Genomic DNA, 24,051 nt, shown 5'->3' with positions numbered 1-24,051 from the left:
GCGGTTGGCCGTTGTGCGCCGATCGGTGGGAGGATGGCGAAGTCGATCGGAGTCCGCGCGTGAAAAAGCAACCGGTGTTGATCACCAACGCCGCTCGCAGCCAGGCCGACCAGCTCCGCAGCCGCCAGATCCGCTACACCACGATGATGTCGATCAGGGCGCTCTGCCTGATCCTCGGCGGCGTCCTGATCAGTCTGCGGGTGCCGTTGCTCCCGCTCTGGCTGATCCTGTGCGCGCTGGGCATGGTCTTCCTGCCCTGGGCCGCGGTGCTGATCGCCAATGACCGCCCACCCAAGACCAAGGCCGAGCGGGCGGCCGACGAGGCGGCCCGGGAGGACGTGCGGCGGGCGCTGACGCAGCCGGTTCCGGAGCCGGACCACATCGTCGTCGACGTCGACGTGGTGGAGATGGAGAAGCAGGCCGAGGAGCGTAAAAGCTAGGGCCGGGCGCCGAGGACGGTGACCGCCGCGGCGCCGAGTCCGGCTCCGGCGGCAAGCGCCGCCTCCGGCGAGGATCCGCTGGTCCAGGCGGCGAGGAGGCCGGCGGCGAAGGCGTCGCCGGCGCCGGTCGGGTCCTTCAGGGGTACGGCCGGGGCCCGCCCCGACACCACGAGGCCGTCCCGGCCGCTCCACACGGCGCCGGCCGCGCCCTGCTTCACCACCGCGTTGCGCACGTGCGCGGTGAGCCGCCCGGCCTGTTCGGCGGCGCTGCCCGGCCCGGCGAGCACGTCGGCCTCGTCGGCGTTGCAGAGGAGCAGGGCGGTGTCCCGTACCCAGGTCAGGAAGTTCTGCGCCCCCGCCGAGCGCAGCGGGGCCGCCGAGGCCGCGTCGACGCTCACCGTGAGTCCCCGCCGGCCGGCTGCCGTCAGGGCGGCCAGCCCCGCGGCCCGGGAGCCGGCGTGCAGCAGCGGATAGCCGGAGAGGTGCAGGTGGGTGGCGGCCGGCGCGTCCGCGATCGCCGCGGTGACGTGCTCCGGGGTGAGCCGCAGCGATGCGCCCCGGTCGGTGATCATGGTGCGTTCGCCGGCGCTGCTCAGCACGACGACGCTGCCGGTGGCCGTGCCCGGGCAGATCCGCACGGCGCAGCGCACGCCGGCCGTCTCCAGCTCGGCCACCCGGTCCCTCCCGGCGGCGTCGTCGCCGACCGCGGAGACCAGGGTGACCCGATGCCCGATGTGTGCCAGCCAGGCCGCGGTGTTCGCCGCCTGGCCGCCACCGGTGACCCGGATCGCCGCGTCGGTGTCCGAACCGGTACGCAGCGGGCCGTCGTGCTCGACGAGGACGTCGGTGACCAGATCGCCGACGACGACGATCACGGCGCCGCGAAGCCCACCGGGGCCGCCGCACCGGCCGCCGAGGCCACCGCGATCCGGGCCGCCAGCGCCGAGTTGCGCAGGATGATCCGGACGTTGACCTCCAGGCTCTTGCCCTCGGTGCTGGAGTGGAAGTGCGACAGCAGGAACGGGGTGACCGCCTTGCCGGTGACGTGTCGCTCGGCCAGCAGGCTCAGCCCGGTCGCCAGGGTCCGGTCGTGCAGCGCGGTGTCGAGCTGCTCGTCGGTGGGCAGCGGGTTCGCCAGGACCAGGGCGCCCTCGCTGACGCCCTGCTCGGAGCGGGCCCGGATGAAGTCGGCGACCTGCTCGGGGCTGTCGAGCTGCCAGTCGATGTCGAAGCCGCCGTCGGTGATGAAGAAGCCGGGGAAGCGCTTGGTGCGGTAACCGGCCACCGAGACGCCGAGGGTTTCCAGGCGTTCCAGGGTGGCGCCGACGTCGAGGATCGACTTCACGCCGGCGCAGACCACGACGATCGGCGTACGCGCCAGCTCGGTCAGGTCGGCCGACTCGTCGAACGTGACGCTTGCCTCCCGGTGCACGCCGCCGAGGCCGCCGGTGGCGAAGACGCCGATGCCGGCGGCGGCGGCGATGGCGCTGGTGGCGGCGACCGTGGTGGCCCCGTCGGCCCGGCGGGCGGCGGCGATCGCCAGGTCCCGCACGGAGAGCTTGGCGACGTCCTGCGCCAGGGCCAGGTGCTCGACCTGGGCGTCGTCGAGACCGACGACCACCTCGCCGCCGATCATGCCGATGGTGGCCGGCTCGGCGCCGTTGTCCCGGACGGTCTGCTCGATCTCCCGGGCCACCCGCAGGTTGTCGGGGTGCGGCAGCCCGTGCGAGATGATCGTGCTCTCCAGGGCCACCACCGGCCGTCCGTCCCGGCGGGCCCGGGTCACGTGCTCGCCGTATCGCATCGCGAAGTCAGTCACATGATCCACCGTACGGTGCCCGGCAGTCGCGTAGTCGTTGGACCGACCCGGGCGCGAGGTGTCAGACTTGCTGGCTGAGGTCCTGTATCAAAAAGCTGAAGGGCAGATGACCGTGAGCACCCAGATCCTGGAGCGTCCGGAAACCAAGGACGCCGACACCGGTCCGGAGATGTTCCACTACGTCCGCAAGGAGAAGATCGCCGAGAGCGCGGTCATGGGCACGCACGTCGTCGCCCTCTGCGGCGAGACCTTCCCGGTGACGAAGACGCCGAAGCCCGGCTCACCGGTCTGCCCGCAGTGCAAGGAGATCTACGAATCCATGAAGGTCTGACCCGCGCGTGACGGGCGAGTTCGGCCTGCTCGTCGCGGACCTGATCGGTGTGGCGGTGTTCGCCGCCTCCGGCGCCTCGGCCGGCGTCGCGAAACGCCTCGACCTGTTCGGGATCGCGTTCGTCGGCTTCGTGGCCGCGCTGGGTGGCGGCATCCTGCGGGACCTGGCGATCGGCTCGGTCCCGCCACTGGCGTTCGCCGACTGGCGGTACGCGGTCACCGCGGTGGTGGCCTCGCTCGCCGTGTTCTGGCTGCACCCCGCACTGAACCGGATGCGCCGCACGGTCCTGCTGCTGGACGCCGCGGGGCTGGGCCTGTTCACCGCGACCGGCACCCTCAAGGCGCTCGCCGCCGGGGTCCCGCCGGTCGGCGCCTGCCTGCTCGGCATGCTCACCGCGATCGGCGGCGGGGTGGCCCGCGATCTGCTGACCGGTGAGATCCCGGTGGTGCTCCGGCGCGAGATCTACGCGGTGATCGCCCTGGGCGGCGCGGTCCTGGTCACGATCATGCACGGGCTGCAGCTGAGCGGTCCGCTGCCGCTCGTCGGTGCGGCGGGGCTGATGACGGGCGTACGCCTTCTCGCGCTCTACCGCCGCTGGTCGGCACCTGTCGCGGTGCCCCGGTCGGCGGGTTTCTGAGCTTTTGGTCGCAGCGTTGTGGCACCCGGCCCGCAACGTTCCGCGGCTATGCTGAACTCCGCCTCCGCGCCCCAGACCGCGGAGGTTTTTCCGTGAGCGAAGGGATTTCCGCAGCTTGAGCCCGCCCCTGCCGAACCTGGAGACCTTCCCGCCGCTGCGTGCCTGGCAGCGCAAGGCGATGGTGACGTACCTGCGCCAGCGCTCCGAGGACTTCATGGCCGTGGCGACGCCCGGTGCCGGCAAGACCACGTTCGCGCTGCGGATCGCCGCCGAAATGCTCACCGACGGCACCTGTGACGCGGTCACCGTGGTCTGCCCGACCGAGCACCTGAAGACCCAGTGGTCCCTGGCGGCGGCCCGGGTCGGCATCCAGCTGGACCCGAAGTTCCGCAACTCGGACGTGCACTCGTCCCGCGACTTCCACGGCGCCGTCCTGACGTACGCCCAGGTGGGCATGGCGCCGGCCGTGCACAAGCGGCGCACCATCACCCGCCGCACGTTCGTGATCCTCGACGAGATCCACCATGCCGGTGACTCCCGGACGTGGGGTGACGGGGTCAAGGACGCGTTCGAGCCGGCCGTGCGCCGCCTGCTGCTGACCGGCACCCCGTTCCGCTCGGACGAGAACCCGATCCCGTTCGTGACGTACGAGCGGGGCCCGGACGGCGTCCAGCGCTCCCGGGCCGACTCGGTGTACGGCTACGCCGACGCGCTGCGCGACCGGGTCGTGCGGCCGGTGCTGTTCATGGCGTACTCGGGGGAGACCCGCTGGCGGACCAACGCCGGTGACGAGCTGGCGGCCCGGCTCGGCGAGCCGATGACCAAGGACGTCGTGGCGCAGGCCTGGCGTACCGCCCTGGACCACCGGGGCGACTGGATGCCGCAGGTGCTGCGGGCCGCCGACGCCCGGCTCAGCAAGCTGCGCGAGCACGGCATGCCGGACGCGGGCGGCCTGATCATCGCGAGTGACCAGCAGTCGGCCCGGGCGTACGCGAAGCTGATCCACGACATCACCGGCGAGTCCGCGACGGTGGTCCTCTCCGACGACGAGGGCGCCTCGGGCCGGATCGCCACGTTCGCCGCCTCCGAGCAGCGCTGGATGGTCGCGGTCCGGATGGTGTCCGAGGGCGTCGACATCCCGCGGCTGGCGGTCGGCGTCTACGCCACCAGCGCGTCCACCCCGCTCTACTTCGCCCAGGCGATCGGCCGGTTCGTCCGGTCCCGGGTGGAGGGCGAGACCGCCACGGTGTTCCTGCCCAGCGTGCCGCACCTGCTGGGGCTGGCGAGCGAGATGGAGGAGCAGCGCAATCACGTCCTGGGCGCGCCCAAGGAAAAGGACGGCCTGGACGACGACCTGATCGAGCGGGCGCAGAAGTCCGAGGACGCCCTCGGCGAGCTGGAGAAGCAGTTCGAGGCGCTCTCCGCGACGGCCGAGCTGGACCAGGTGATCTACGACGGGACGTCGTTCGGCACGGGCGCGCGGAGCGGCACCGCCGAGGAGCTGGACTACCTGGGCCTGCCCGGGCTGCTCACCCCGGAGCAGGTGACCGAGCTGCTCAACAAGCGGCAGTCGGAGCAGCTGGCGGCGCAGAAGCGTCAGCAGCCGGCCGAGGCCGCCGTTCCGGAGCAGCGGGAACCGGTCGTGCCGATGAGCGCGGGGGAGCGGCGCAACAGCCTGCGCCGGCAGCTGAACACCCTGGTGGCGGCGCATCACCACCGGACGAACCTGCCGCACGGCAAGATCCACGCCGAGTTGCGGCGGCTCTGTGGCGGCCCGCCGAGCGCCCAGGCGACCATCGAGCAGCTGGAGGAGCGGATCGCCACGATCCAGACCCTCTGAACCACCCCGATGTTAAGTTGACTTGACGTTAAGAGGACTTGACGTCAGGATGGGTGCATGGCGACCACGATGATGGACCGCTTCGTGCGGTGGAACCTGGACTTCGACGGCGACCTCTACGGCCGGGACGAGCGCGAGCGCCAGCTGTGGTACGAGGGCACCACCACCGCCGCCCAGCTCCAGGCGATCGCGGTGCCCTGGACGGCTGCCGTCCTGGTCTGGCCGCTCGGCCGCGCGGCGGTGCTGCCGCTGGCCGTGGTCCTGGTGGCGCTGCTGCTGCCGCTGGCGTTCGGCGCCGTCTACGTCCAGCACCGCCGGGTCGACACCGTGCCATTGGTCTGGACGCGCAAGCGCCTGCTGGTGGGCGCCCTGATGGGCCTGCCGTACGTGGTGTTCGTCATCGGGGCCTACCAGCAGCTGTCCGGGGAGCCGGACGCGTGGGTGGCGCCGACGATCGGGGCGCTGGTGGGCGGCGCCTTCGGTGCGGTGATGCAGGCGCGGCAGGCCCGCAAGCGCCGCCTGCGCGACGCCGAGGTCGTCGGGGACGAGGACTGATGGCGCCCCCGTCCGGGCCGGTGCGGGCCCCGGAGGCGACCGGCGGTGACGCCGGCACCCGGATCAAGGCGGCCCGCAAGGAGGTCGGGCTGACCCAGCAAGGTCTCGCCGCGGCGGTCGGGGTGAGCCGGCAGACCATCATCGCGATGGAGAGCGGCGACTACGCGCCCTCGGTCTATCTGGCCATCAAGGTCGCCAGAGCGCTCCAGGCGCCGGTGGAGCGGATCTGGGGCTAGAGCGCCCCGGACGCGGTTTCGGGGCTCAGCGGGCCTCCTGGGCACACGGAAAGGGCACCCCCGCCCGGAGGGTGCCCTTCTTCGCGTCAGTCTTTGGGGACCGCTGCTGCTAGTTGGTGCTGTTGTTCGACATCATGCCCGCGCCGCGCCAGGTGAATTCCGGATCGGCCGCGTAGTGCACGGCGATCTTCACCAGGTCTTCTGCGTAACGGTTGGCGTGGTGGCCGCAGAACACAAGATCGCCACCGCCCGCCAGGGTCAAACGGAGCTTCCCGGCTGCATTGCAGCGGTCGCACCGTTCATCGGCTGCTAGACCGGCCAGGCTTCCCGCCGGCGGCGTGAGGGTCGGGGTCATCGCCTTCCTCCTCTGTTCGTCACCGATGAACATGTTCCTCGGCTACTGCTCACACATCGTGCAACACCCTGCACCGTTGCAGCCTTCCCGATGTGCCCCGGGGGGACCGAGGTCACACCGTTGGTTCTGGCTAGTGTGCCGTGATCCAAGGGTGCCACGTCAACGATCACTTCTACACAACGGTCTGATCACCACCCGTTGATGTACGGGTGGTGACCAATTGGACACGTAAAGTTGACTGAACGTCCTAGTCCAGGTAGTCCCGGAGGACCTGGGACCGGGACGGGTGCCGCAACTTCGACATCGTCTTCGACTCGATCTGCCGGATCCGCTCCCGGGTCACCCCGTAGACCTGGCCGATCTCGTCGAGCGTGCGCGGCTGGCCGTCGGTCAGACCGAACCGGAGCCGCACCACGCCCGCCTCACGCTCGGAGAGCGTCTGCAGCACTTGCTGGAGCTGGTCCTGCAGGAGCGAGAAGGAGACCGCGTCGACCGCGACGACGGCTTCCGAGTCCTCGATGAAGTCACCGAGCTGGCTGTCGCCCTCGTCGCCGATCGTCTGGTCCAGCGAGATGGGCTCACGCGCGTACTGCTGGATCTCCAGCACCTTCTCCGGCGTGATGTCCATCTCCTTCGCCAGCTCCTCCGGGGTGGGCTCGCGGCCCAGGTCCTGGAGCAGCTCGCGCTGGATGCGGCCGAGCTTGTTGATGACCTCGACCATGTGCACCGGGATGCGGATGGTGCGGGCCTGGTCGGCCATGGCGCGGGTGATGGCCTGCCGGATCCACCAGGTGGCGTACGTGGAGAACTTGTAGCCCTTGGTGTAGTCGAACTTCTCGACGGCGCGGATCAGGCCGAGGTTGCCCTCCTGGATCAGGTCGAGGAACGCCATGCCGCGGCCGGTGTAGCGCTTGGCCAGCGAGACCACGAGCCGCAGGTTGGCTTCGAGCAGGTGGTTCTTGGCCCGCTCGCCGTCCCGGTTGATCCACTTGAGGTCGCGCTCGAAGTTACGCTCGAGCGCCTCCTCGCCCTCCTCGGCGGCACGCAGCCGCTCAGCGGCGTAGAGGCCGGCCTCGATCCGCTTGGCGAGCTCGACCTCCTGCTCCGCGTTGAGGAGGGGGACCTTGCCGATCTGCTTGAGGTAGGCACGGACCGAGTCGGCGGAGGCGGTCAGCTCGGCGTCACGCCGAGCCTGCTTGAGCGCCTCGGACTCCTCGTCGTCCCACTCGAAGTCGCCGTCCGTCGCCGAGCTGGCGGCGTCGGTGGCGGCAGCCGCGACCATGGCGGGCGGCTCCTCGACCACCACGTCCTCGATCTCGGCGGCGAGCTCCTCGGGATCGATCTCCTCGCCGGGGGCGCCACCGGGCTCGCCCGGCTTGCCGGGAGTGGCCTTGGTGGCGGTGGCCGCCTTGCGTCCCGGTGCCGCCTTCGCCGCGACCGCGGCCTTGCGGACCGGAGCCGCCTTCTTCGCCGGGGCACCGTCGCCCCCGGCGGCGGGGGCGGCCTGCTTCGGCGCGGGCGCCGCCTTCTTGGCGGGTGCCGTCTTCGCGGTCGTCGCCTTCGACGCGGGCGTTGCCGAGCGGGCCGCGGAGACCTTGCGGCGCGTGCTGGCGGAGCCGTCGACGACGACGGTGACGCCGGCGTCGACGAGGCCGCGCAGGATCTTCTTGGCCTGGGCCGGGTTCACCGCTGCGGACTCGAGGGTATGCGCGACCTGGGCCGAGGTGAGTTGCCCGCCCGCACCCTGAGCATGGGTGATCAGGGCCTCGGTGAGAGAGCGAACGTCGGCACCGTTCTGGTGGGCTTCTGTCACGAATGACCTTCCGGAGGCGATGAGGTTGGGCACGGCCAGGGTCCAGCGCAGCACGCGGGGGGCGGACTCGCTGGGGTCGGTTTGGGAGCCCCCGGGACCCGGACCGTCCCGCAGGCGATTGTCCGTGAAGCGTGGGCAGGGGTGAATTGTAGCGCCGCCGACCGAGATCCTCCGCCCACAGCACGCCGCCGATGCCCGACGACCTCGCCGGAGATGCCCGATGCGGCCCCGGAAAGGGCATCACGGGAGAATGCTGACGGCGGAAAGGATCCAGACGTGAGCGAGATTTCGACGGGATCGACCCCCGAAGAGTTGTTGGCGATCGCCGTGCGCGTGGCCCGGGAGGGCGCCGTGACGGCCCGCCGGATGCGCGACGAGGCGATCGGGGACGTGCAGACCAAGAGCACCGACACCGACGTGGTGACCGCGGCCGACAAGGCGGTCGAGCGGCAGGTGGTGGAGGCGTTGCTGGCCGATCGGCCCGGCGACGGGGTGCTGGGCGAGGAGTATGGGGACTCGGTAGCGGTCGCGCCGGGCGCCGTGCGGTGGATCCTGGACCCGATCGACGGCACCGTGAACTACCTCTACGGGCTGCCGCAGTACGCGGTCTCGCTGGCCGCCGAGCGCGACGGCGAGGTGATCGCCGGCGTGGTGGTGAACGCGGCCACCGGCGACGAGTGGACGGCCACCCGGGGCGGTGGCGCCTGGCGGGACGGACGCCGGCTGACCGGTTCGGCCCGGACCACCCTGGACCAGTCGATGATTGCCACCGGATTCGGTTACGACGCCCGCCGGCGCGCACACCAGGGCGCCGTCCTGGCCCAATTGATCACTCGTGTGCGTGACATCCGGAGGCTGGGCGCGGCGGCTCTCGACCTCTGCCTCACCGCGGAGGGCACTCTGGACGCGTACTTCGAGAAAGGCTTGAACCTTTGGGATCACGCGGCCGGCGGTCTGATCGCGGCGGAGGCGGGGCTTGTGGTGAGTGGGCTGTCCGGCGCGCCGGCGGGCGGGCAGATGCTTGTCGCCGCGCCGCCGGCGCTCTTCCCCGCGCTGCACGACGTCCTGGTGGAGCTGGACGCGGCTGGTGGGCCGTAAGCGGGTCAGCCCTCGTCCTTGGCGGCCTCGGCGACCGGCTTGAGGCAGGAGCCGGGCGGCAGGGTCGGCTCGCCGATCTCGACAAGCGACTGGTTGACCTCGGTGGTGGTGGCCAGCTGCTGGAACTGGTCGCCGACCACCACGTCGATGACCGCGCCCTTGCGCTTCGCGTCGTAGGTCATCTCGGACTGCGCCAGGAAGTACGCCCGGAGCAGCTGCGCCCGGCCGACCGCCTCCGGTCCGTACTTGATCTCGGCGACGCCCTTGAACTTCGACTTGCTCTTGGCCGGCTCCTTGACGGTGAAGCGGCGGTTCTTGAACTCGTTGGTGACGCTCTCGGCCAGTCCGGCGCGGTTCGTCCCGTTGAGGACCTTGATGGTCACCGCGGCGGGATCGTCCGGCAGCAGGACGTCGGCCATCGGGGCGCCGGCCGGGCACTCGCTGCCGTCCGCGAGGTCGCCCTGGGTGTCACGCACCAGGGCCACGACGACGAAGACCACCGCTGCCACGGCGAGCACTCCGACGAGGACGAGCGCTCGGACGCGGGCAAAGCTCATGGGGCTGGCTCCAGGGTCGGAGGACGGACCCGGGTAAGGTCGCCGGGCCTGTCGAGAGGTTAGCGTCTGTCCGCCACCCGCGCGGAAACAGGGAATGCTTCCGGCGCGCCGACAATGATCCAGAGGCCAGGGCCCCTACTTTGATGTCGCCTCAGTCACATCGGGAACAATGTGCCGCTGTAGCGCGTACAAGCCTGCCGCAACAGCGGTAAGGTTCCGCGCTCGCCGGATCAGTTGTCCGGTGTCAGAAATCGTCAAGCGGAACCGGGAACCGAAACCCTGTCCTCGGCGTTACTAACGCCAAGCGACACATCGATACAGGAGAGTGAAGACCGATGGCCACCGACTACGACGCCCCGCGTCGCGATGAGGTCGACCTCGGCGAGGACAGCCTCGAGGAGCTCAAGGCCCGTCGCGCCGACTCGCAGTCGGGCGCAGTGGACGTCGACGAGGTCGAGGTGGCGGAGAGCTTTGAGCTGCCCGGCGCCGACCTGGCCGACGAGGAGCTCACCGTCAAGGTGCTGCCGATGCAGACCGACGAGTTCCGCTGCTCCCGCTGTTTCCTGGTGCACCACCGCAGCCAGCTGGCTGTGGAGCGCAACGGGGATCTGATCTGCCGCGAGTGCGCCTGAGCGCACTCGCGCGCAGCGCGCCTGCACCCGATCGCGGCATGACGCGGTCGGGCTGACGGGCTTTCGCCACGGGGGTTTGTAACGGGGTTTGACCCTGGGGAGTGACCGGGCAACTGGTACCGGTGACGACCCGACGGGGAGGACGACCATGAACCACGCGGATCGTGCGGCCGAGCCCGAGTTCCGGGCTGGGTCCGAGGACGAGTTCGACGCTGCCCACCCGACGCCGGTCCGCGACATCGCGGCGGACACCCCGGGCACCGACGTCGAGCTCAACCGTACGGTCGCCGCGCTCACCGCGGACGAGGTCGAACCGGGCGGGCGCCGGCGGCTGCTGGGCCGGCTCGCCGGTGAGTTCCGCGCCCGAGGCGTCGGCCGGCTGTTCCGTCCGCGCGCTGCCCTGCGCTGGATGACGGACACGGTCACCGACGTGGCGCCGCACATCCCGGTGCGCGACCTGGAGACGCTGCGCCGGCACTTCCCGGAGCTGGACGACGAGGAGCTGGCCGAGCGCCTGATCCGCAACGCCGCCCGGGCCACCGCCGGGGTGGGCGCGGCCGGCGGCGGGGTCGCCTCGGTCGAATGGGTGGCGGCGCCGACCCTGCTCACCGCCCCGGTGCTGCTCGCCACCGAGACGGTCGCCGTGGTGGCGATCGAGATCAAGCTGATCGGGGAGCTGCACGAGGTCTACCGGCAGCCGATCACCGGCGGCGCGCCCGAGCGGGCGCTGAAACTCGTCGAGTCCTGGTCCGGCAAGCGCGGCGTGAACCCGATGCTGCCCGGTGTGGGGGTCGCCGCGGTGCTCGGCACGGCCACCCGCAAGGAACTCCAGAAGACGCTGCTGAGCCGGTTCGGCCGCAACCTGACCACGATGGGGCCGCTGCTCACCGGCGCGGCGGTCGCGAGCTATCTCAACCGGCGGGCCACCCGCGCGGTCGGCGACAAGGTCCGCGAGGACCTCAGGAAGTCTCGGCCCGCTCTCGGCGACTGACCTCGAGCAGCACGGTCGCGAGCTGGACCGGTTTGCGGGTGCTGACCACCCAGTACGGCGTGGGGTCGGCCGGGTCGTCGAGAAGCACCTGCACGGCGGTGCCGATCCAGGGACGCTGGACGACGAACGCGTACGGGTGGGCGCCGACGCCGAGCACCTCCCGCTTGCCGGCGGCGTCCAGCGCCACCACGTCCGAGATGACCTCGACCGGCAGGCGGGCGTCGTCGACCTGGAACTCGGTGGCGGTGACCGCGACCTTCAGCCGGTTGAGCGGGAGCAGCAGGAGCAGGCTCAGCGGCAGGAACACCGCGTACGGCAGCCAGCCGGGGATGCCGGGCAGGCCGATGGCCAGCTCGGTGGCGAGGATGGCGCCCGAGACGAGCGCGGTCGGCCAGGCCCACCACGGGACGCTGAGCCGTTCCTGGTGGGCCGCGGTGATGCGGGCCGGGGACTCGGGTGTCACCCTCGAAGGGTACGGCGTGCCTCCGATGCGTGACGCGGCAGGATGGCAGGGTGGTACCGCCGGAGAAGACCGTCAGGAAAGGCTCGACGTGACCGACCCCGTCGTCCAGGTTCGCCTGCTCGACCCCGATCTGCCCCTGCCCGCCTACGCGCATCCCGGCGACGCCGGCGCCGATCTGGTCGCCGCGGAGGAGGTGGAGATCGCCCCCGGCGCCCGGGTCAAGGTCCGGACCGGCCTGGCGATCGCGCTGCCGCCCGGATTCGTCGGCCTCGTGCATCCTCGATCAGGTCTGGCGGCTCGCCTCGGCGTGACGGTGCTCAACGCGCCCGGTACGGTCGACGCCGGTTACCGGGGCGAGATTCTGGTGAACCTGATCAATCACGATCGGGACAGCACCGTCAAGATCTCCCGCGGCGACCGGATCGCCCAGCTCGTGGTCCAGCGGGTGGAGCGGGCGGTGTTCCACCACGTGGACACGCTCGACGACACCGCGCGTGGCGCCGGCGGGCACGGTTCGACCGGCGGCCACGCAGCGCTGCCCGGGCAGCACCCGCAGGATTGACCCGGCCTTTTCCTGCAGAACCGAAATGGAAGGTGGCAGTGATGTTCTCCCGTAAGCGCGATGCCGCTAAGCACGTCCGTGCGGCCGACGCGCCGCCCTCGAAGGCACTTGCGAACAGCCTCGCGGCGAACGGGGAGCCACCGGCGCCCGAGTTCGGCCCGTGGGACGTCAAGCACGCGCCCGAGGGGGTGCAGCGGCTCGACCTGGGCAGCCTCCAGATCCCGGCGGTCGAGGGCGTCGAGGTGCGGGTGCAGGCCAACCCGGAGGGTGGCGTCGAGCAGGTCGTCCTCGTCGACGGCGAGAGCGCGCTGCAGCTGGGCGTCTTCGCGGCGCCGAAGACCGAGGGCATCTGGGACGAGGTGCGCGCCGAGATCGTGGCCGCGATGGCCTCGGACGGGGTCGCCCCGGAGGAGGTCTCCGGGCGGTACGGCACCGAGCTGCGCGCCCGCGTCAGCACCCCGGAGGGCCCGGCCGACGTCCGTTTCGTCGGGGTGGACGGCCCGCGCTGGATGATCCGCGCGCTGTTCCAGGGCGCCGCGGCCGCCGGCCCGGACCGGGAGGGCGTGCTCGGCGACGTGCTCGAAGGGCTCGTCGTGGTCCGGGACAACGAGCCCCGGCCGGTCCGCGAGCCGCTGCCGATGCGGTTGCCGCAGGAGATGGCGCAGCAGGGTCAGTCCGAGCAGCCCGGCTGACATCGTGCGGCGTACCGTGGGGGTCATGGGGATCGTGGCGTCATGACGACCAGCGAACACACCGGCCTCCGCGGGTTCTTCAACCGGTTGACCGCCACCGACTCGGAGCTCGACGCGGAGAAGTTGCAGCGGGACAGCGCCAAGTGCGGCGCCGTCCCGGCGACCCAGTGCCGCCGGGGTCAGATCGTTTCGGTGTCCGGGCGGCTGCGCACGGTGGCGTACACTCCTCGCACCAACCTGCCGACGCTGGAAGCCGACCTGTGGGACGGCAGCGACGTGGTCACCCTGGTCTTCCTGGGGCGCCGCTCGATTCCCGGCATCGAACCGGGGCGGCAGCTCACCGCACGCGGCCGGATCGCGCTCCGCGACGACCGTAAGGTGATCTACAACCCGTACTACGAGCTGGAGGCGCCCCGGTGACTGGTAGCGAGCCGCGCCACGCCGCGCACGAGTCGGTCGAGGAGCGGATCGCTGAGGAGATCGTCGAGGAACTCGACCTCCACCCGCTCGCCGACAAGGTCATCGAGGAGCACGGGCTCAACCCGAAGGCCCTTCCCGAGCCGGCGCCGTCCGTCCCGGTGAAGCCGGCGCCGTCCGCCCCGGTGCGCAAGGACGACGAGGAGGAGCCCCTCCCGTCGATGAGCGAGCAGATCGCCGAACAGCTGGGCGGTGTGCGCGGCCTCATCGAGTCGAGCCTGCCGGTCCTCGCGTTCGTCATGCTCAACGTGCTTCTCGGTGACTCGGTGGCCGGCCTGGAGAAGCGTCAGGCGCTGCTCTGGGCGATCATCGGCTCGGTCGGCACGGCGCTCGCGATCGGCGGGTTCCGGCTCGCCCGCAGGCAGCCGGTCCGGCACGCGGTGAACGGCCTCTTCGGCATCGCGCTCGGTGCCTGGCTGGCCTGGCGCACCGGCGACGCCAAGAACTTCTACCTGCCCGGCATCCTGCTCACGTTCGGACAGGCCGGGGTGCTGCTGCTCTCGGTGGTGTTCCGCAAACCGCTCATCGGTTACGCGTGGGGCATCATGGCGAACAAGGGCCACCAGGACTGGTTCGGCAACGCCCGGCTGTTCCGCACCTTCCAGTGGCTGACGCTGCTCTGGGTGGTCTCGCTCTGCGTCCGCGCCGGGATCCAGTTCTACCTCTACTCGATCAACGAGGCGAACGCGCTCGGCATCGTCCGGATCCTGGTGAGCTGGCCGATCTACGCCGCCACGTTCGCCTTCACCGCCTGGGCGATCCACCGGGTGACGAGCGCACAGAAGCGCGAGGCCGACGCCGGTACGGCACCGGCACCGGCCACGGACCCGGTCTAGGAGCTGCTCCCGAGCACCACGGCGCGGACCTGGTCCTCGACCTCGCTGGTGCACACGAAGATCAGCTCGTCACCGGCCTCGAGCGGGTCGTCCGGGGTCGGCACCATGACGCGCTTGCCGCGCAGGATCGCGACCAGGGCGGCGTCGCGGGGCATCGGCACGTCACGGATCGGCTGACCCTCGTACGGCGCGTCGCGCGGCAGCGTGATCTCCACGAGGTTCGCCTCGCCCTGCCGGAACGTCATCAGCCGGACCAGGTCGCCGACCGTCACCGCCTCCTCGACCAGGGCGGCCATCAGGCGCGGCTTGCTGACCGAGACGTCGACGCCCCACTGCTCGGTGAAGAGCCATTCGTTCTCGGCCCGGTTGACCCGCGCCACCACCCGGCCGACCGCGAACTCGGTCTTGGCGAGCAACGACACCACCAAGTTGGCCTTGTCGTCGCCGGTCGCGGCGACCACCACGTCGCAGGAGGCCAGGTCGGCCTCTTCCAGGCTGCTCATCTCGCAGGCGTCGGCGAGGATCCAGCGGGCCTGCGGCACCCGGTCCGGGCAGAGCTGCCGCGGCTGCCGCTCGATCAGCATCACCTCGTGACCGTTGCCGATCAGCTCCTGGGCGATCGACCGGCCCACGTTGCCGGCCCCGGCGATGGCGATCCGCATGGTCAGTGCCCTTCCTTGTCGGCGCCCTGTGCGATGTCCAGCACGGTGGCCGCGGTCTCGTCGGTGACAAGCATGAAGACCTGGTCGCCGTCCTGCAGGACGGTGGAGGGCTGCGCCAGGGTGCCCATCCCGAAGCGCATCAGGTAGGCGACCCGGGCCCCGGTCCGCTCCTCCAGCGCCCGCACCTGCTTGCCGACCCAGTCCCGGTGCAGCGGCGTCTCCACGATGCTGACCACGCTCGTCGGGTCGCGGAAGACCTCGACCCGGTCCCCGGGGGCGAGGAACCGGAACATCCGGTCGGCGGCCCACCGGATCGTCGCGATGGTGGCGATGCCGAGCCGCTCGTAGACCTGGGCGCGGCGGGAGTCGTAGATCCGCGCCACCACCCGGGACACCCCGAACGTCTCGCGGGCCAGCCGCGCCGAGATGATGTTGGAGTTGTCACCGCTGGAGACGGCGGCGAAGGCGTCCGCCCGCTCGATGCCGGCGGCACGCAGCACGTCCCGGTCGAAGCCGATGCCGGTGACGGTGACACCGCCGAACCCGTCGCCGAGCCGGCGGAACGCGTCCGCGTTCTGGTCGATCACCGCGACCTGGTGGCCCTCGGCGTCGAGCTTCTGGGCCAGCGTGGAACCGAGCCGGCCGCATCCCATGATCACCACGTGCACGGTTCGTGCCTCCCCGAACGACTACCGACCACTGTGAGCCTGCCATGTGCCTGGCGGCACCGGTGTCCGGGGCGGGGTACGCGGCCGGACGTCCAGCCGTACCCTTCACTCGTGGCAAGTACCACCTCCCTCGCCAAGCGGCTGCTGCTCGGCCGGCCGTTCCGCTCGGACAAGCTGCAGCACACGCTGCTGCCCAAGCGGATCGCCCTGCCGGTCTTCGCCAGCGATGCGCTTTCCAGCGTGGCGTACGCCCCCGACGAGATCCTCCTGACGCTCTCGATCGCCGGCGCCGCCGCGTACCTCTACTCGCCCTGGGTGACACTCGCCGTCGCGGTGGTGATGGTGACGGTGGTCGCCAGTTACCGGCAGAACGTGCACGCCTACCCCTCCGGCGGTGGCGACTACGAGGTGGCCACCGTCAACCTCGGCCCGAAGGCCGGCGTCGGCGTCGCCAGCGCGCTGCTCGTCGACTACATCCTCACGGTCGCCGTCTCCGTCTCGTCCGGCGTCACCAACCTGGGTTCGGTGGTCCCGTGGGTCGCGGAGCACAAGGTGGGCATCGCGATCGCCGCGGTGCTGGTGCTCAGCGCGCTCAACCTGCGCGGCCTGCGCGAGTCCGGCACCGCGTTCGCCGTGCCCACCTACCTGTTCATCATCGTGATCGTCGGCATGATCGGGACCGGCTTGTTCCGGGTCTACGTGCTCGGTGACGACCTGCGGGCGCCCAGCGCCGACCTGGTGATCGCGGCCGAGGAGCACCACCTCACCAGTTTCGGGTTCGCGTTCCTGCTGCTACGGACGTTCTCGTCCGGCTGTGCCGCGCTCACCGGTGTCGAGGCGATCTCCAACGGCGTGCCGGCCTTCAAGCAGCCGAAGAGCCGGAACGCCGCCACCACGCTGCTGCTGCTCGGCAGCCTGGCGATCACGATGCTGGTCGGCATCATCCTGCTGGCCCGGGCCACCCACCTGCAGTACGTGGAGGACCCGGGCATCCAGATCGTCTCCGGCCCGGCCGACTACGTGCAGAAGACCGTGACCACCCAGCTCGCCGAGACCGTCTTCGGCAACGGATCGATCCTGCTCCTGCTGGTCGGCGCCGTCACCGCGCTGATCCTCTTCCTGGCCGCGAACACCGCCTTCAACGGTTTCCCGGTGCTCGGCTCGATCCTCGCCCAGGACCGGTACCTGCCCCGCCAGCTGCACACCCGCGGCGACCGGCTGGCGTTCAGCAACGGCATCGCCTTCCTGGCGGTCGCCGCGATGGTGCTGATCGTGGCGTTCCACGCCGAGGTCACGAAGCTCATCCAGCTCTACATCGTCGGTGTCTTCGTGTCGTTCACGCTGTCGCAGGCCGGCATGATCCGGCACTGGAACCGGCTGCTGCGCACCCAGCGTGACCCGGAGCGCCGCCGCCGGATGCTCCGGTCCCGGGCGATCAACACGTTCGGCATGCTGCTCACCGGCGCCGTCCTGATCGTGGTTCTGATCACGAAGTTCCTGCTCGGCGCCTGGATCGCGATCGCCGCCATGGTCGTGATCTACGGGTTGATGCTGGCGATCCACCGGCACTACACCCGGGTCGCCGAGGAGCTCAAGCCGACCGAGGAACGGCCGGTCCTGCCCTCCCGCAACCACGCCGTGGTCCTGGTCAGCAAGGTACACATGCCGACGTTGCGCGCGGTGGCGTACGCGCAGGCCACCCGGCCGGACTCGATCACCGCGGTCACGGTGAACGTCGACGACCAGGACACCCGGACCATTCAGGAGGAGTGGGAGCGGCGGCAGATCCCGGTGCCGCTCACGGTGGTCGACTCCCCGTACCGCGAGATCACCCGCCCGATCATCGACTTCGTGAAGGGTGTGCGCCGGGCCTCACCGCGCGACGTGGTCACCGTGTTCGTGCCGGAGTACGTGGTCGGCCGCTGGTGGGAGAATCTGCTGCACAACCAGAGCGCCCTGCGGATCAAGGGCCGGTTGCTCTTCGAACCGGGTGTGATGGTGACGAGCGTGCCCTGGCAGCTGCGGTCCAGCCAGGACCGTGACCTCGACCGCCTCGACCGCGGGCTCACCCACGCGCCGGCGCGCGGTCCGCGCAACCGCAGCGACGAGCCCGTCGACACCGACTCCGGAGATCCGTCGTGACCGCACCCGTGACCACCGAGGACCTGGTCGAAGGCGACCGCATCGAGCTGACCGTGGGCGCTCCGGCGCACGGCGGGCACTGCGTCGCCCGCTACGGCGGCCCGCACGGCCGGGTGGTCTTCGTCCGGCACGCGCTGCCCGGCGAACGCGTCACCGCCGAGATCACCGAACTGCACCGCGGTTACCTGCGGGCCGACGCGGTGAAGATCCACGAGGCCTCGCCGGACCGGGTCACGCCGCCCTGCGTCTACGCCCACCCCGGCGGCTGCGGCGGCTGCGACCTGCAGCACGTCTCCGGCGACGCCCAGCTGCGCTGGAAGACCGACGTGGTGCGGGAACAGCTCACCCGCCTGGCGGGCCTCACCCCGGAAGAGCAAGATCGCATTTTTGTACGGGTGGAACCGTTACCGACCGCATCAGGCCGTCCCGCGAGCCCCCAGGGCAGCCCGGCCGAACCGGGACCTGACCGCCTGCTCGGCTGGCGCAGCCGCGTGCGGTACGCGATCGACGCCCTCGACCGCCCCGGCCTCCTCCAGCACCGGTCGCACCAGGTGGTGCCGATCGACCGCTGCCTGATCGCCCACCCGGCCGTCCAGGAACTCGACCTGCTCACCCGCACCTGGCCGGACACGGACGCCCTCCAGGCGGTCGCGTCCACCGGCGGCGACGTCGCGGTGCTGGCCCACCCGTCCGCCGACCGGTCCGGCCTCTCGTCGGGCCCCTCGTCCGGCCTCTCGTCGGGCCCCTCGTCCGACCACTCGTCGGGCCTCTCGTCCGACCGTTCGCCGGGTCGCTCGTCCGACCGTTCGCCGGGCCGTCCGTCCAGCCTTCCGTCCGGTTCCCCGGTGGACGACCTCGGTGACGCACCGGCGCCCGGTTCACTGGTCCGCCTCTCCGGCCCCGCCGAGGTCTCCGAGATCGCCGGCGGCCGCGCCTGGCGGGTACCGCCGGAAGGTTTCTGGCAGGTCCACCCGGCCGCCGCGGACACCCTCGTCGGCGCGGTGCTGGCGATGCTCCGCCCGGAGCCCGGCGAGATCTCCTGGGACCTGTACGGCGGTGCCGGCCTCTTCGCGGCCGCCCTGGCCGAACGCACCGGCGCCCGCACCACCGTCGTAGAGTCCTCACCGACCGGCGTGGCCGCGGCCCGCCGCAACCTGGCAGCCCTCCCGAACACCGAGGTCGTCGCGGCCAAGGTGGACGCCGCCCTGGCTCGCCGCCGGGTAACCGGCCCGGTGGACCTGGTAGTCCTCGACCCACCCCGAGCCGGCGCCGGCGCCAAGGTGGCACGCGCCGTGGCCGCAGCCGCCCCCCGCGCCATCGCCTACGTGGCCTGCGACCCGGCAGCCCTGGCCCGGGACCTGAAAACCTTCCGGGCCGAGGGCTACACCCCCACCGAGATCAAAGCCTTCGACTGCTTCCCCATGACCCAGCACATAGAGTGCGTAGCCCTACTGCTCCCCACCTGACCCACCCCAGCGCTCCCAGGCCGCCCCGGCCGCACCCCGCGCCAGCCGCGCCCGCCACGCCGGGATGTTGATCTGCTGGCGCTACGAAATCGCGGTCATAACCCCATGATCACAGCAATTTCGCACCGCTAGCAGATCAACACCACCACACGAACCGCCGCAGCCGGCCATTGACCACAAAGAGCCAAGAGCAAGAAACACCACGCCGTATAGACGACCGCCACGCCACGCCACCAGTCAGAACCGACAAAGTCCGTAATCCCCGGGCCCCCGCAAAACGCCGCCGGTGAGGAGGCAACTGGTTCTCCGACCCCCGCCGGGTTTGCGGGTGGCGGAGAACCAGCTGCCTCCTCACCGGTTACAAGGCGTTTAGCAGCGAAGCAAAGCGCAGCCAGCTAGCTCAGCCCAGCTCAGCCGCGGCAACCGCGTTACGGAACAGCATCGCCACAGTCGTGGGCCCGACCCCGCCGACCCGAGGCGTGATGGCCCCCGCCACCTCCGCGCAGGCCTCGTCCACGTCGGGGAGGAGTCGCCGCCCCTCGTAGCGCACCCCGGCCCCGATCACCACGGCGCCCGGCTTGACGTGTTCGGGCTGGATGATGCCGGGGACGCCGGCGGCGGCGATCAGGATCTCGGCTCGGGAGGTGTAGCGGGGCCAGTCCTTGACGCCGGTGTGCACCACGGTGACGGCGGCGTTGGCGGTGGGGCGTTTCTGGGCGAGCAGCATCGCTAGCGGCCGGCCCAGGGTGGCTCCGCGGCCGAGGATGACGACTTCGCGGCCGGAGATCTCGACGCCGTGGAAGGCGAGCAGTGCCTCGATGCCGGCGGGGGTGCAGGGCAGCGGGCCGGGCAGGCCGACGGCGAGCCGGCCCATGTTGAGCGGGTGCATGCCGTCGACGTCCTTGTCGGGGTCGAGCGTCTGCAGTGCCGCGTCGTAGTCGAGGTGGCCGGGGATCGGGTACTGGATGAGGACCCCGTGCACGTCTTTGTCGTCGTTGAACTCGGCGATGACGCGGAGCAGGTCGGCCTGGGTGGCGTCGCTGCCGAGGTGCCGGTGCGGTGAGGCGAAGCCGAGGTCGGCGGCCTGCTTCTGCTTGATCCGGATGTATCCGGCGCTGGCGTCGTCGTCGCCGACCAGGATGGTGGCGAGGCTGGGCTGGACGCCGCGTTCCTTGAGTGCGGCGACACGCGCCCGGACGTCGGCGAGCACGGATTCGGCGACGGGAGCGCCGGGAAGAAGTCGAGCGGTCATGACACTGATCACCCCCGCGGGAGCCCAGGCGGTCGACTCTCCGCAACGAGCTCCCCGATGGTTGGACCATCCCCGTGCCGCCAGTCGCTGCGTGACCTCCAGGATGCCCGACCGCCGGCCCGCCCGGCCAACCGGGGTGACCGGTCGGTGGTTGTGGAGGTTGTGTGGAGGATCGGCTCTGGCCGTTCGCGTAAGGTGCGCCGCGCCGTGGCACCGATAGACTCATGCCCCATGAGCGACTCCCCCTCGACCCCGGCCGGCCTGCTGACGGGCATCACCGGTCCCGGTGATCTCAAGCGACTGTCCGCGGAGCAGTTGACCCTGCTCGCGGCCGAGATTCGTGACTTCCTCGTGGCCAAGGTGTCGCGCACCGGTGGTCACCTCGGGCCGAACCTCGGTGTGGTCGAGACGACCCTCGCGATGCACCGGGTCTTCGATTCCCCACGTGACAAGATTCTCTTCGACACCGGCCACCAGTCGTACGTGCACAAGATTCTGACCGGTCGTCAGGACGGCTTCGACCTGCTGCGCCAGCGCGGTGGCCTGACCGGCTACCCGAGCCAGGCGGAGAGCGAGCACGACCTGATCGAGAACTCGCACGCCTCCACGGCCCTGTCCTACGCGGACGGCCTGGCCAAGGCGTTCGCGCTGCGCGGCGAGGACCGGCACGTGGTCGCGGTCGTCGGTGACGGGGCGCTGACGGGTGGCATGTGCTGGGAGGCGCTCAACAACATCGCGGCCACCCGCAACCGCCTGGTGATCGTGGTCAACGACAACGGCCGGTCCTACGCGCCGACGATCGGCGGGCTCGCCGACCACCTGTCGACGTTGCGGCTGAACCCGGGCTACGAGAAGGTGCTCGACCTGGTCAAGGACGCGCTGGGTCAGACGCCGGTGGTGGGCAAGCCGGTCTTCGAGGTGCTGCACGCGGTCAAGAAGGGCATCAAGGACGCGGTCAGCCCGCAGCCGATGTTCGAGGACCTGGGCCTGAAGTACATCGGGCCGGTGGACGGTCACGACCAGCAGGCGATGGAGTCGGCGCTGCGCCGGGCCAAGGGCTTCAACGCTCCGGTGATCGTGCACGCGGTGACTCGCAAGGGGTACGGATATCTGCCGGCCGAGCAGGACGAGGCGGACTGCCTGCACGGCCCGGGCGCCTTCGACCCGCAGACGGGCGCGCTCACCGCGAAGCCGTCGCTGAAGTGGACGAAGGTCTTCTCCGAGGAACTCGTGAAGATCGCCGACGAGCGGCCGGACGTGGTGGGCATCACTGCCGCGATGGCGGAGCCGACCGGCATCGCGGCGCTTGCCAAGAAGTACCCGGAGCGGGCGTACGACGTGGGCATCGCCGAGCAGCACGCGGCGACTTCCGCGGCCGGCCTGGCGATGGGTGGGCTGCACCCGGTGGTGGCGGTGTACGCGACGTTCCTGAACCGGGCGTTCGACCAGGTGCTGCTGGACGTGGCGATGCACAACCTGCCGGTGACCTTCGTGCTGGACCGGGCCGGCATCACCGGGCCGGACGGCCCGAGCCACTACGGCATGTGGGACATGAGTGTCTTCGGTGTGGTGCCGGGTCTGCGGATCGCCGCGCCGCGCGACGCCGCGACGCTCCGCGAGGAGCTGCGTGAGGCGATCGCGGTCGACGACGGCCCGACGATCGTGCGGTTCCCGACCGGTTCGGTGGCGCCGGACACCCCGGCGCTGCGCCGGGTGGGCCAGGTGGACGTGCTGCGGGAGCCCGCCGCGGGCGTACGCAAGGATGTCCTGCTCGTGACGGTGGGCTCGTTCGCGGGTCTGTGCCTGGAGGTCGCGGAGCGGCTGACGGAGCAGGGGTACGGCGTGACGGTCGTCGACCCGCGCTGGGTGCGCCCGGTGCCGATCGAGCTGACCGGCCTGGCCGCGCAGCACCGGCTCGTGGTGACGTGCGAGGACGGTGTGCGCGCCGGCGGTGTGGGTGACGCGGTGGCGAGCGCGCTGCGGGACGCCGGTGTCTCCGTGCCGCTGCGCGATTTCGGGGTGCCGGTCGGCTTCCACCCGCACGGCACCCGGGCGGAGATCCTCACGTCGCTGGGCCTGACCGCGCAGGACATCGCCCGGGAGGTGACGGGGACGGTGTCCCGTCTGGACGTGGTGGTGCCGGAGCAGGCCGCCAGGATCTGACCGTTCGCCGACGGGCAATCCTGTTATTGAACCGTTACCTTTGTCGCATGGGTGCGGAGAACGCGGGCGAGCCGGTCGTCATCGACCTCGGTCTGGGTCGCGGCGAGCCGGAGACGTACGAGCGGCCGGGGCGGCACACCACGTCGCCCTGGTTCGCCCCGTCGCTGCTGGCGGTGCTGGTGCTCCTGCTCGCCGGTGCGTCGGCGCCGATGCGCCACCCGGCCGTGCTGACCGCGCTGCTGCGGGTGCCGATCGAGCCCGGCGACCCGTACGCGATCACCGAGGGCGGCCGGCTGCTCGCGCAGACCGGCAGCAACCTGAACTCCTACCATTTGCAGACCGGTGAGCTGCGGTGGAGTGTCCGGCAGGAGATGCGGGTGGCCCGGCTGCGGACCGCGAGCGGCCTGCTCCTGCTGCGCCCGTGGGGACGGTTCGCGGTCGGCACCACCGCGGTCTCGCTGGCGACCGGCGGCCTCCAATGGCGCAACGAGCACAACGTGCTCGGTTTCAGCGGCAGCTCGCTGCTGTTCGCCGTCGACGACGTGCGTACCAGTTCCGGGCCGGGCCGCCGGGTGGAGAACGCCGTGCAGGTGGTCGATCCGACCGTCGGCGACGTGCGCTGGCAGGTCGATCTGAAATCCACGGCGGTGCTGCTCGGCGTGCCCGGCCCGGCCGACGACCCGTCCCGGATGCTGCTGGTCCGCGACGACCGGGTCGCCGACATGTACGACGTGGAGTCCGGCCGGCTGCTGGCCTCGCGCGCCCTGCCCGCGGCCGACTACGACCCGGACAACCCGATCGTCGCCGGGGGAGTGCTGCTGCTGCGGCATCCCGGGCCGTCCGGCACGGCCGTCTCGGCGTACGGCCTGGCCGATCTGCGCCCGATCTGGACCCGGCCGGCGCACGGCACGAGCCGGTTGCTGCCGTGCGGGCTGCTGGCCTGCTTCGCCGGTCAGTACGGGGTGCGCGGCATCGACCCGGCCACCGGCGACGTCCGCTGGCACCGCGGCGACTGGCGGACCGTGGAGACGCAGGGCACCGCCCTGGTGGGGTACGCCGGGAACCGCCCGGTGGCGCTGGCCGACCCGGTCACCGGGCGCACCGGTGTCGACCTGGCGGGCTGGGACCTGGTGCCCGGCACCGCGGGTAACGGCGAGTTGCTGGTCACCCGGGAGACCTCCGACGGCGCGCGTACGATGGTGGCCGTCGCGTCGCCCGGCGCCGGACGGCCGCGCCTGCTGGCGGAGCTGCCGGAGGGGACCGGGAGCTGTCAGTCCGCCCCGGAGCGGCTGGTCTGCCGGGCGAGTCACGGCGAACTGGTGGTCTGGGCCTACCGGACGCCGACGGAAGCGGGCTGACCGCGT

At 71.3% G+C, this 24,051-nt stretch carries 26 protein-coding genes and 1 riboswitch; of the genes, 17 read left to right on the top strand and 9 right to left on the bottom strand.

Going from position 1 to position 24,051, the window contains the following annotated elements:
* Window positions 1-59 precede the first annotated feature (59 nt).
* Entirely contained in the window at window positions 60-440 is a 381-nt protein-coding gene (locus LPA41_RS07885) for a DUF3099 domain-containing protein (RefSeq protein ID WP_229069279.1), read from the top strand.
* Here LPA41_RS07885 and LPA41_RS07880 read toward each other — a convergent pair.
* Together LPA41_RS07880 and LPA41_RS07875 are read right to left on the bottom strand one after the other, a co-directional pair.
* On the bottom strand, window positions 437-1,315 hold the full coding sequence (locus LPA41_RS07880) for a PfkB family carbohydrate kinase (RefSeq protein WP_229069278.1): 879 nt from the start codon (window positions 1,313-1,315) through the stop codon (window positions 437-439). The genes LPA41_RS07885 and LPA41_RS07880 overlap by 4 nt on opposite strands.
* The gene (locus LPA41_RS07875; RefSeq protein WP_229069277.1) at window positions 1,312-2,259 is read right to left on the bottom strand and encodes a pseudouridine-5'-phosphate glycosidase; all 948 of its coding nucleotides are present in this window, start codon (window positions 2,257-2,259) and stop codon (window positions 1,312-1,314) included. Before LPA41_RS07875 ends, LPA41_RS07880 begins: the two co-directional genes overlap by 4 nt.
* A 106-nt stretch (window positions 2,260-2,365) precedes the next feature.
* Between LPA41_RS07875 and LPA41_RS07870 the strand changes: the two genes are divergently transcribed.
* The 5 genes from LPA41_RS07870 to LPA41_RS07850 all read left to right on the top strand — a co-directional run bounded on the left by LPA41_RS07870 (window position 2,366) and on the right by LPA41_RS07850 (window position 5,858).
* On the top strand, window positions 2,366-2,590 hold the full coding sequence (locus LPA41_RS07870) for a DUF3039 domain-containing protein (protein WP_229069276.1): 225 nt from the start codon (window positions 2,366-2,368) through the stop codon (window positions 2,588-2,590).
* Window positions 2,591-2,597: 7 nt separating this feature from the next.
* Window positions 2,598-3,227, top strand: a complete 630-nt coding sequence (locus LPA41_RS07865) for a trimeric intracellular cation channel family protein (protein WP_229069275.1) — start codon at window positions 2,598-2,600, stop codon at window positions 3,225-3,227.
* A gap of 115 nt (window positions 3,228-3,342) precedes the next feature.
* A complete protein-coding gene (locus LPA41_RS07860) occupies window positions 3,343-5,067 on the top strand; it encodes a DEAD/DEAH box helicase (protein ID WP_229069274.1) in 1,725 nt (574 codons plus the stop codon).
* A 57-nt stretch (window positions 5,068-5,124) separates the two neighbouring features.
* Window positions 5,125-5,622: a hypothetical protein gene (locus LPA41_RS07855; protein ID WP_229069273.1), complete on the top strand. Its 498-nt coding sequence runs from the start codon at window positions 5,125-5,127 to the stop codon at window positions 5,620-5,622.
* Window positions 5,622-5,858: a helix-turn-helix transcriptional regulator gene (locus tag LPA41_RS07850; RefSeq protein WP_229069272.1), complete on the top strand. Its 237-nt coding sequence runs from the start codon at window positions 5,622-5,624 to the stop codon at window positions 5,856-5,858. Before LPA41_RS07855 ends, LPA41_RS07850 begins: the two co-directional genes overlap by 1 nt.
* A gap of 109 nt (window positions 5,859-5,967) precedes the next feature.
* Here LPA41_RS07850 and LPA41_RS07845 read toward each other — a convergent pair whose 3' ends face one another.
* Complete coding sequence (locus LPA41_RS07845) at window positions 5,968-6,213, bottom strand: hypothetical protein (protein WP_229069271.1); 246 nt, start codon at window positions 6,211-6,213, stop codon at window positions 5,968-5,970.
* Window positions 6,214-6,460: 247 nt separating this feature from the next.
* On the bottom strand, window positions 6,461-8,026 hold the full coding sequence (locus LPA41_RS07840) for an RNA polymerase sigma factor (RefSeq protein WP_308036523.1): 1,566 nt from the start codon (window positions 8,024-8,026) through the stop codon (window positions 6,461-6,463).
* A 276-nt stretch (window positions 8,027-8,302) separates the two neighbouring features.
* Between LPA41_RS07840 and LPA41_RS07835 the strand changes: the two genes are divergently transcribed.
* Window positions 8,303-9,124, top strand: a complete 822-nt coding sequence (locus LPA41_RS07835) for an inositol monophosphatase family protein (protein WP_229069270.1) — start codon at window positions 8,303-8,305, stop codon at window positions 9,122-9,124.
* 5 nt (window positions 9,125-9,129) lie between these two features.
* On the opposite strand, the gene LPA41_RS07830 is transcribed toward LPA41_RS07835, so the two are convergent.
* Entirely contained in the window at window positions 9,130-9,681 is a 552-nt protein-coding gene (locus LPA41_RS07830) for a LytR C-terminal domain-containing protein (protein ID WP_229069269.1), read from the bottom strand.
* A gap of 335 nt (window positions 9,682-10,016) precedes the next feature.
* Between LPA41_RS07830 and LPA41_RS07825 the strand changes: the two genes are divergently transcribed.
* Entirely contained in the window at window positions 10,017-10,313 is a 297-nt protein-coding gene (locus LPA41_RS07825) for a DUF4193 domain-containing protein (RefSeq protein ID WP_229069268.1), read from the top strand.
* Window positions 10,314-10,461: 148 nt separating this feature from the next.
* On the top strand, window positions 10,462-11,304 hold the full coding sequence (locus LPA41_RS07820) for a hypothetical protein (RefSeq protein WP_229069267.1): 843 nt from the start codon (window positions 10,462-10,464) through the stop codon (window positions 11,302-11,304).
* Here the strand turns inward: LPA41_RS07820 and LPA41_RS07815 are convergent.
* The gene (locus LPA41_RS07815; protein WP_229069266.1) at window positions 11,273-11,767 is read right to left on the bottom strand and encodes a DUF3093 domain-containing protein; all 495 of its coding nucleotides are present in this window, start codon (window positions 11,765-11,767) and stop codon (window positions 11,273-11,275) included. The two genes, LPA41_RS07820 and LPA41_RS07815, sit on opposite strands and share 32 nt — an antisense overlap.
* An 88-nt stretch (window positions 11,768-11,855) precedes the next feature.
* On the opposite strand from LPA41_RS07815, the gene dut reads away from it, so the two are divergent.
* From dut to LPA41_RS07795, 4 genes are read left to right on the top strand one after another with little or no spacing between them, the layout of a single operon-like run.
* Entirely contained in the window at window positions 11,856-12,329 is a 474-nt protein-coding gene (dut, locus tag LPA41_RS07810) for a dUTP diphosphatase (protein ID WP_229069265.1), read from the top strand.
* Window positions 12,330-12,370: 41 nt separating this feature from the next.
* On the top strand, window positions 12,371-13,021 hold the full coding sequence (locus tag LPA41_RS07805; RefSeq protein WP_229069264.1) for a DUF3710 domain-containing protein: 651 nt from the start codon (window positions 12,371-12,373) through the stop codon (window positions 13,019-13,021).
* A 42-nt stretch (window positions 13,022-13,063) separates the two neighbouring features.
* Complete coding sequence (locus LPA41_RS07800) at window positions 13,064-13,441, top strand: OB-fold nucleic acid binding domain-containing protein (RefSeq protein ID WP_229069263.1); 378 nt, start codon at window positions 13,064-13,066, stop codon at window positions 13,439-13,441.
* Entirely contained in the window at window positions 13,438-14,334 is an 897-nt protein-coding gene (locus LPA41_RS07795) for a DUF3159 domain-containing protein (protein ID WP_229069262.1), read from the top strand. The genes LPA41_RS07800 and LPA41_RS07795 overlap by 4 nt, the downstream gene beginning before the upstream one ends.
* Here LPA41_RS07795 and LPA41_RS07790 read toward each other — a convergent pair.
* Window positions 14,331-15,002, bottom strand: coding sequence for a TrkA family potassium uptake protein (locus LPA41_RS07790; protein ID WP_229069461.1), 672 nt, complete (start codon window positions 15,000-15,002; stop codon window positions 14,331-14,333). The genes LPA41_RS07795 and LPA41_RS07790 overlap by 4 nt on opposite strands.
* Window positions 14,999-15,658: a TrkA family potassium uptake protein gene (locus LPA41_RS07785; protein WP_229069460.1), complete on the bottom strand. Its 660-nt coding sequence runs from the start codon at window positions 15,656-15,658 to the stop codon at window positions 14,999-15,001. The genes LPA41_RS07790 and LPA41_RS07785 overlap by 4 nt, the downstream gene beginning before the upstream one ends.
* A gap of 117 nt (window positions 15,659-15,775) precedes the next feature.
* Here LPA41_RS07785 and LPA41_RS07780 point away from each other — a divergent pair, with 117 nt between their 5' ends.
* On the top strand, window positions 15,776-17,806 hold the full coding sequence (locus LPA41_RS07780) for an APC family permease (RefSeq protein ID WP_229069261.1): 2,031 nt from the start codon (window positions 15,776-15,778) through the stop codon (window positions 17,804-17,806).
* Window positions 17,803-19,272 carry a class I SAM-dependent RNA methyltransferase gene (locus LPA41_RS07775; RefSeq protein WP_229069260.1) on the top strand — a complete coding sequence of 490 codons (1,470 nt, stop codon included), beginning with the start codon at window positions 17,803-17,805 and terminating at the stop codon, window positions 19,270-19,272. The genes LPA41_RS07780 and LPA41_RS07775 overlap by 4 nt, the downstream gene beginning before the upstream one ends.
* A 400-nt stretch (window positions 19,273-19,672) precedes the next feature.
* On the opposite strand, the gene LPA41_RS07770 is transcribed toward LPA41_RS07775, so the two are convergent.
* Window positions 19,673-20,524, bottom strand: coding sequence for a bifunctional 5,10-methylenetetrahydrofolate dehydrogenase/5,10-methenyltetrahydrofolate cyclohydrolase (locus LPA41_RS07770; protein ID WP_229069259.1), 852 nt, complete (start codon window positions 20,522-20,524; stop codon window positions 19,673-19,675).
* A 15-nt stretch (window positions 20,525-20,539) separates the two neighbouring features.
* Window positions 20,540-20,622, bottom strand: a riboswitch (ZMP/ZTP riboswitch).
* Between the two features lie 133 nt (window positions 20,623-20,755).
* Here LPA41_RS07770 and dxs point away from each other — a divergent pair.
* Together dxs and LPA41_RS07760 are read left to right on the top strand one after the other, a co-directional pair.
* On the top strand, window positions 20,756-22,687 hold the full coding sequence (gene dxs, locus LPA41_RS07765; RefSeq protein ID WP_229069258.1) for a 1-deoxy-D-xylulose-5-phosphate synthase: 1,932 nt from the start codon (window positions 20,756-20,758) through the stop codon (window positions 22,685-22,687).
* Between the two features lie 47 nt (window positions 22,688-22,734).
* On the top strand, window positions 22,735-24,045 hold the full coding sequence (locus tag LPA41_RS07760; RefSeq protein ID WP_229069257.1) for a PQQ-binding-like beta-propeller repeat protein: 1,311 nt from the start codon (window positions 22,735-22,737) through the stop codon (window positions 24,043-24,045).
* The last annotated feature ends 6 nt before the right edge of the window (window positions 24,046-24,051 follow it).

This window comes from Actinoplanes sp. DH11 (assembly GCF_020873875.1).
GTDB lineage: Bacteria > Actinomycetota > Actinomycetes > Mycobacteriales > Micromonosporaceae > Actinoplanes.
This window is presented reverse-complemented; position numbering and strand designations above follow the sequence as displayed.

Excerpts from the sequence above, each read along its gene's own strand:
- LPA41_RS07870 (WP_229069276.1), top strand. The coding sequence starts at position 2,366 with ATGACCGTGAGCACCCAGATCCTGGAGCGTCCGGAAACCAAGGACGCC.
- LPA41_RS07855 (WP_229069273.1), top strand. The coding sequence starts at position 5,125 with ATGGCGACCACGATGATGGACCGCTTCGTGCGGTGGAACCTGGACTTC.
- LPA41_RS07850 (WP_229069272.1), top strand. The coding sequence starts at position 5,622 with ATGGCGCCCCCGTCCGGGCCGGTGCGGGCCCCGGAGGCGACCGGCGGT.
- LPA41_RS07845 (WP_229069271.1), bottom strand. The coding sequence starts at position 6,213 with ATGACCCCGACCCTCACGCCGCCGGCGGGAAGCCTGGCCGGTCTAGCA.
- LPA41_RS07830 (WP_229069269.1), bottom strand. The coding sequence starts at position 9,681 with ATGAGCTTTGCCCGCGTCCGAGCGCTCGTCCTCGTCGGAGTGCTCGCC.
- LPA41_RS07825 (WP_229069268.1), top strand. The coding sequence starts at position 10,017 with ATGGCCACCGACTACGACGCCCCGCGTCGCGATGAGGTCGACCTCGGC.
- LPA41_RS07820 (WP_229069267.1), top strand. The coding sequence starts at position 10,462 with ATGAACCACGCGGATCGTGCGGCCGAGCCCGAGTTCCGGGCTGGGTCC.
- LPA41_RS07805 (WP_229069264.1), top strand. The coding sequence starts at position 12,371 with ATGTTCTCCCGTAAGCGCGATGCCGCTAAGCACGTCCGTGCGGCCGAC.
- LPA41_RS07800 (WP_229069263.1), top strand. The coding sequence starts at position 13,064 with ATGACGACCAGCGAACACACCGGCCTCCGCGGGTTCTTCAACCGGTTG.
- LPA41_RS07770 (WP_229069259.1), bottom strand. The coding sequence starts at position 20,524 with ATGACCGCTCGACTTCTTCCCGGCGCTCCCGTCGCCGAATCCGTGCTC.
- dxs (WP_229069258.1), top strand. The coding sequence starts at position 20,756 with ATGAGCGACTCCCCCTCGACCCCGGCCGGCCTGCTGACGGGCATCACC.
- LPA41_RS07760 (WP_229069257.1), top strand. The coding sequence starts at position 22,735 with ATGGGTGCGGAGAACGCGGGCGAGCCGGTCGTCATCGACCTCGGTCTG.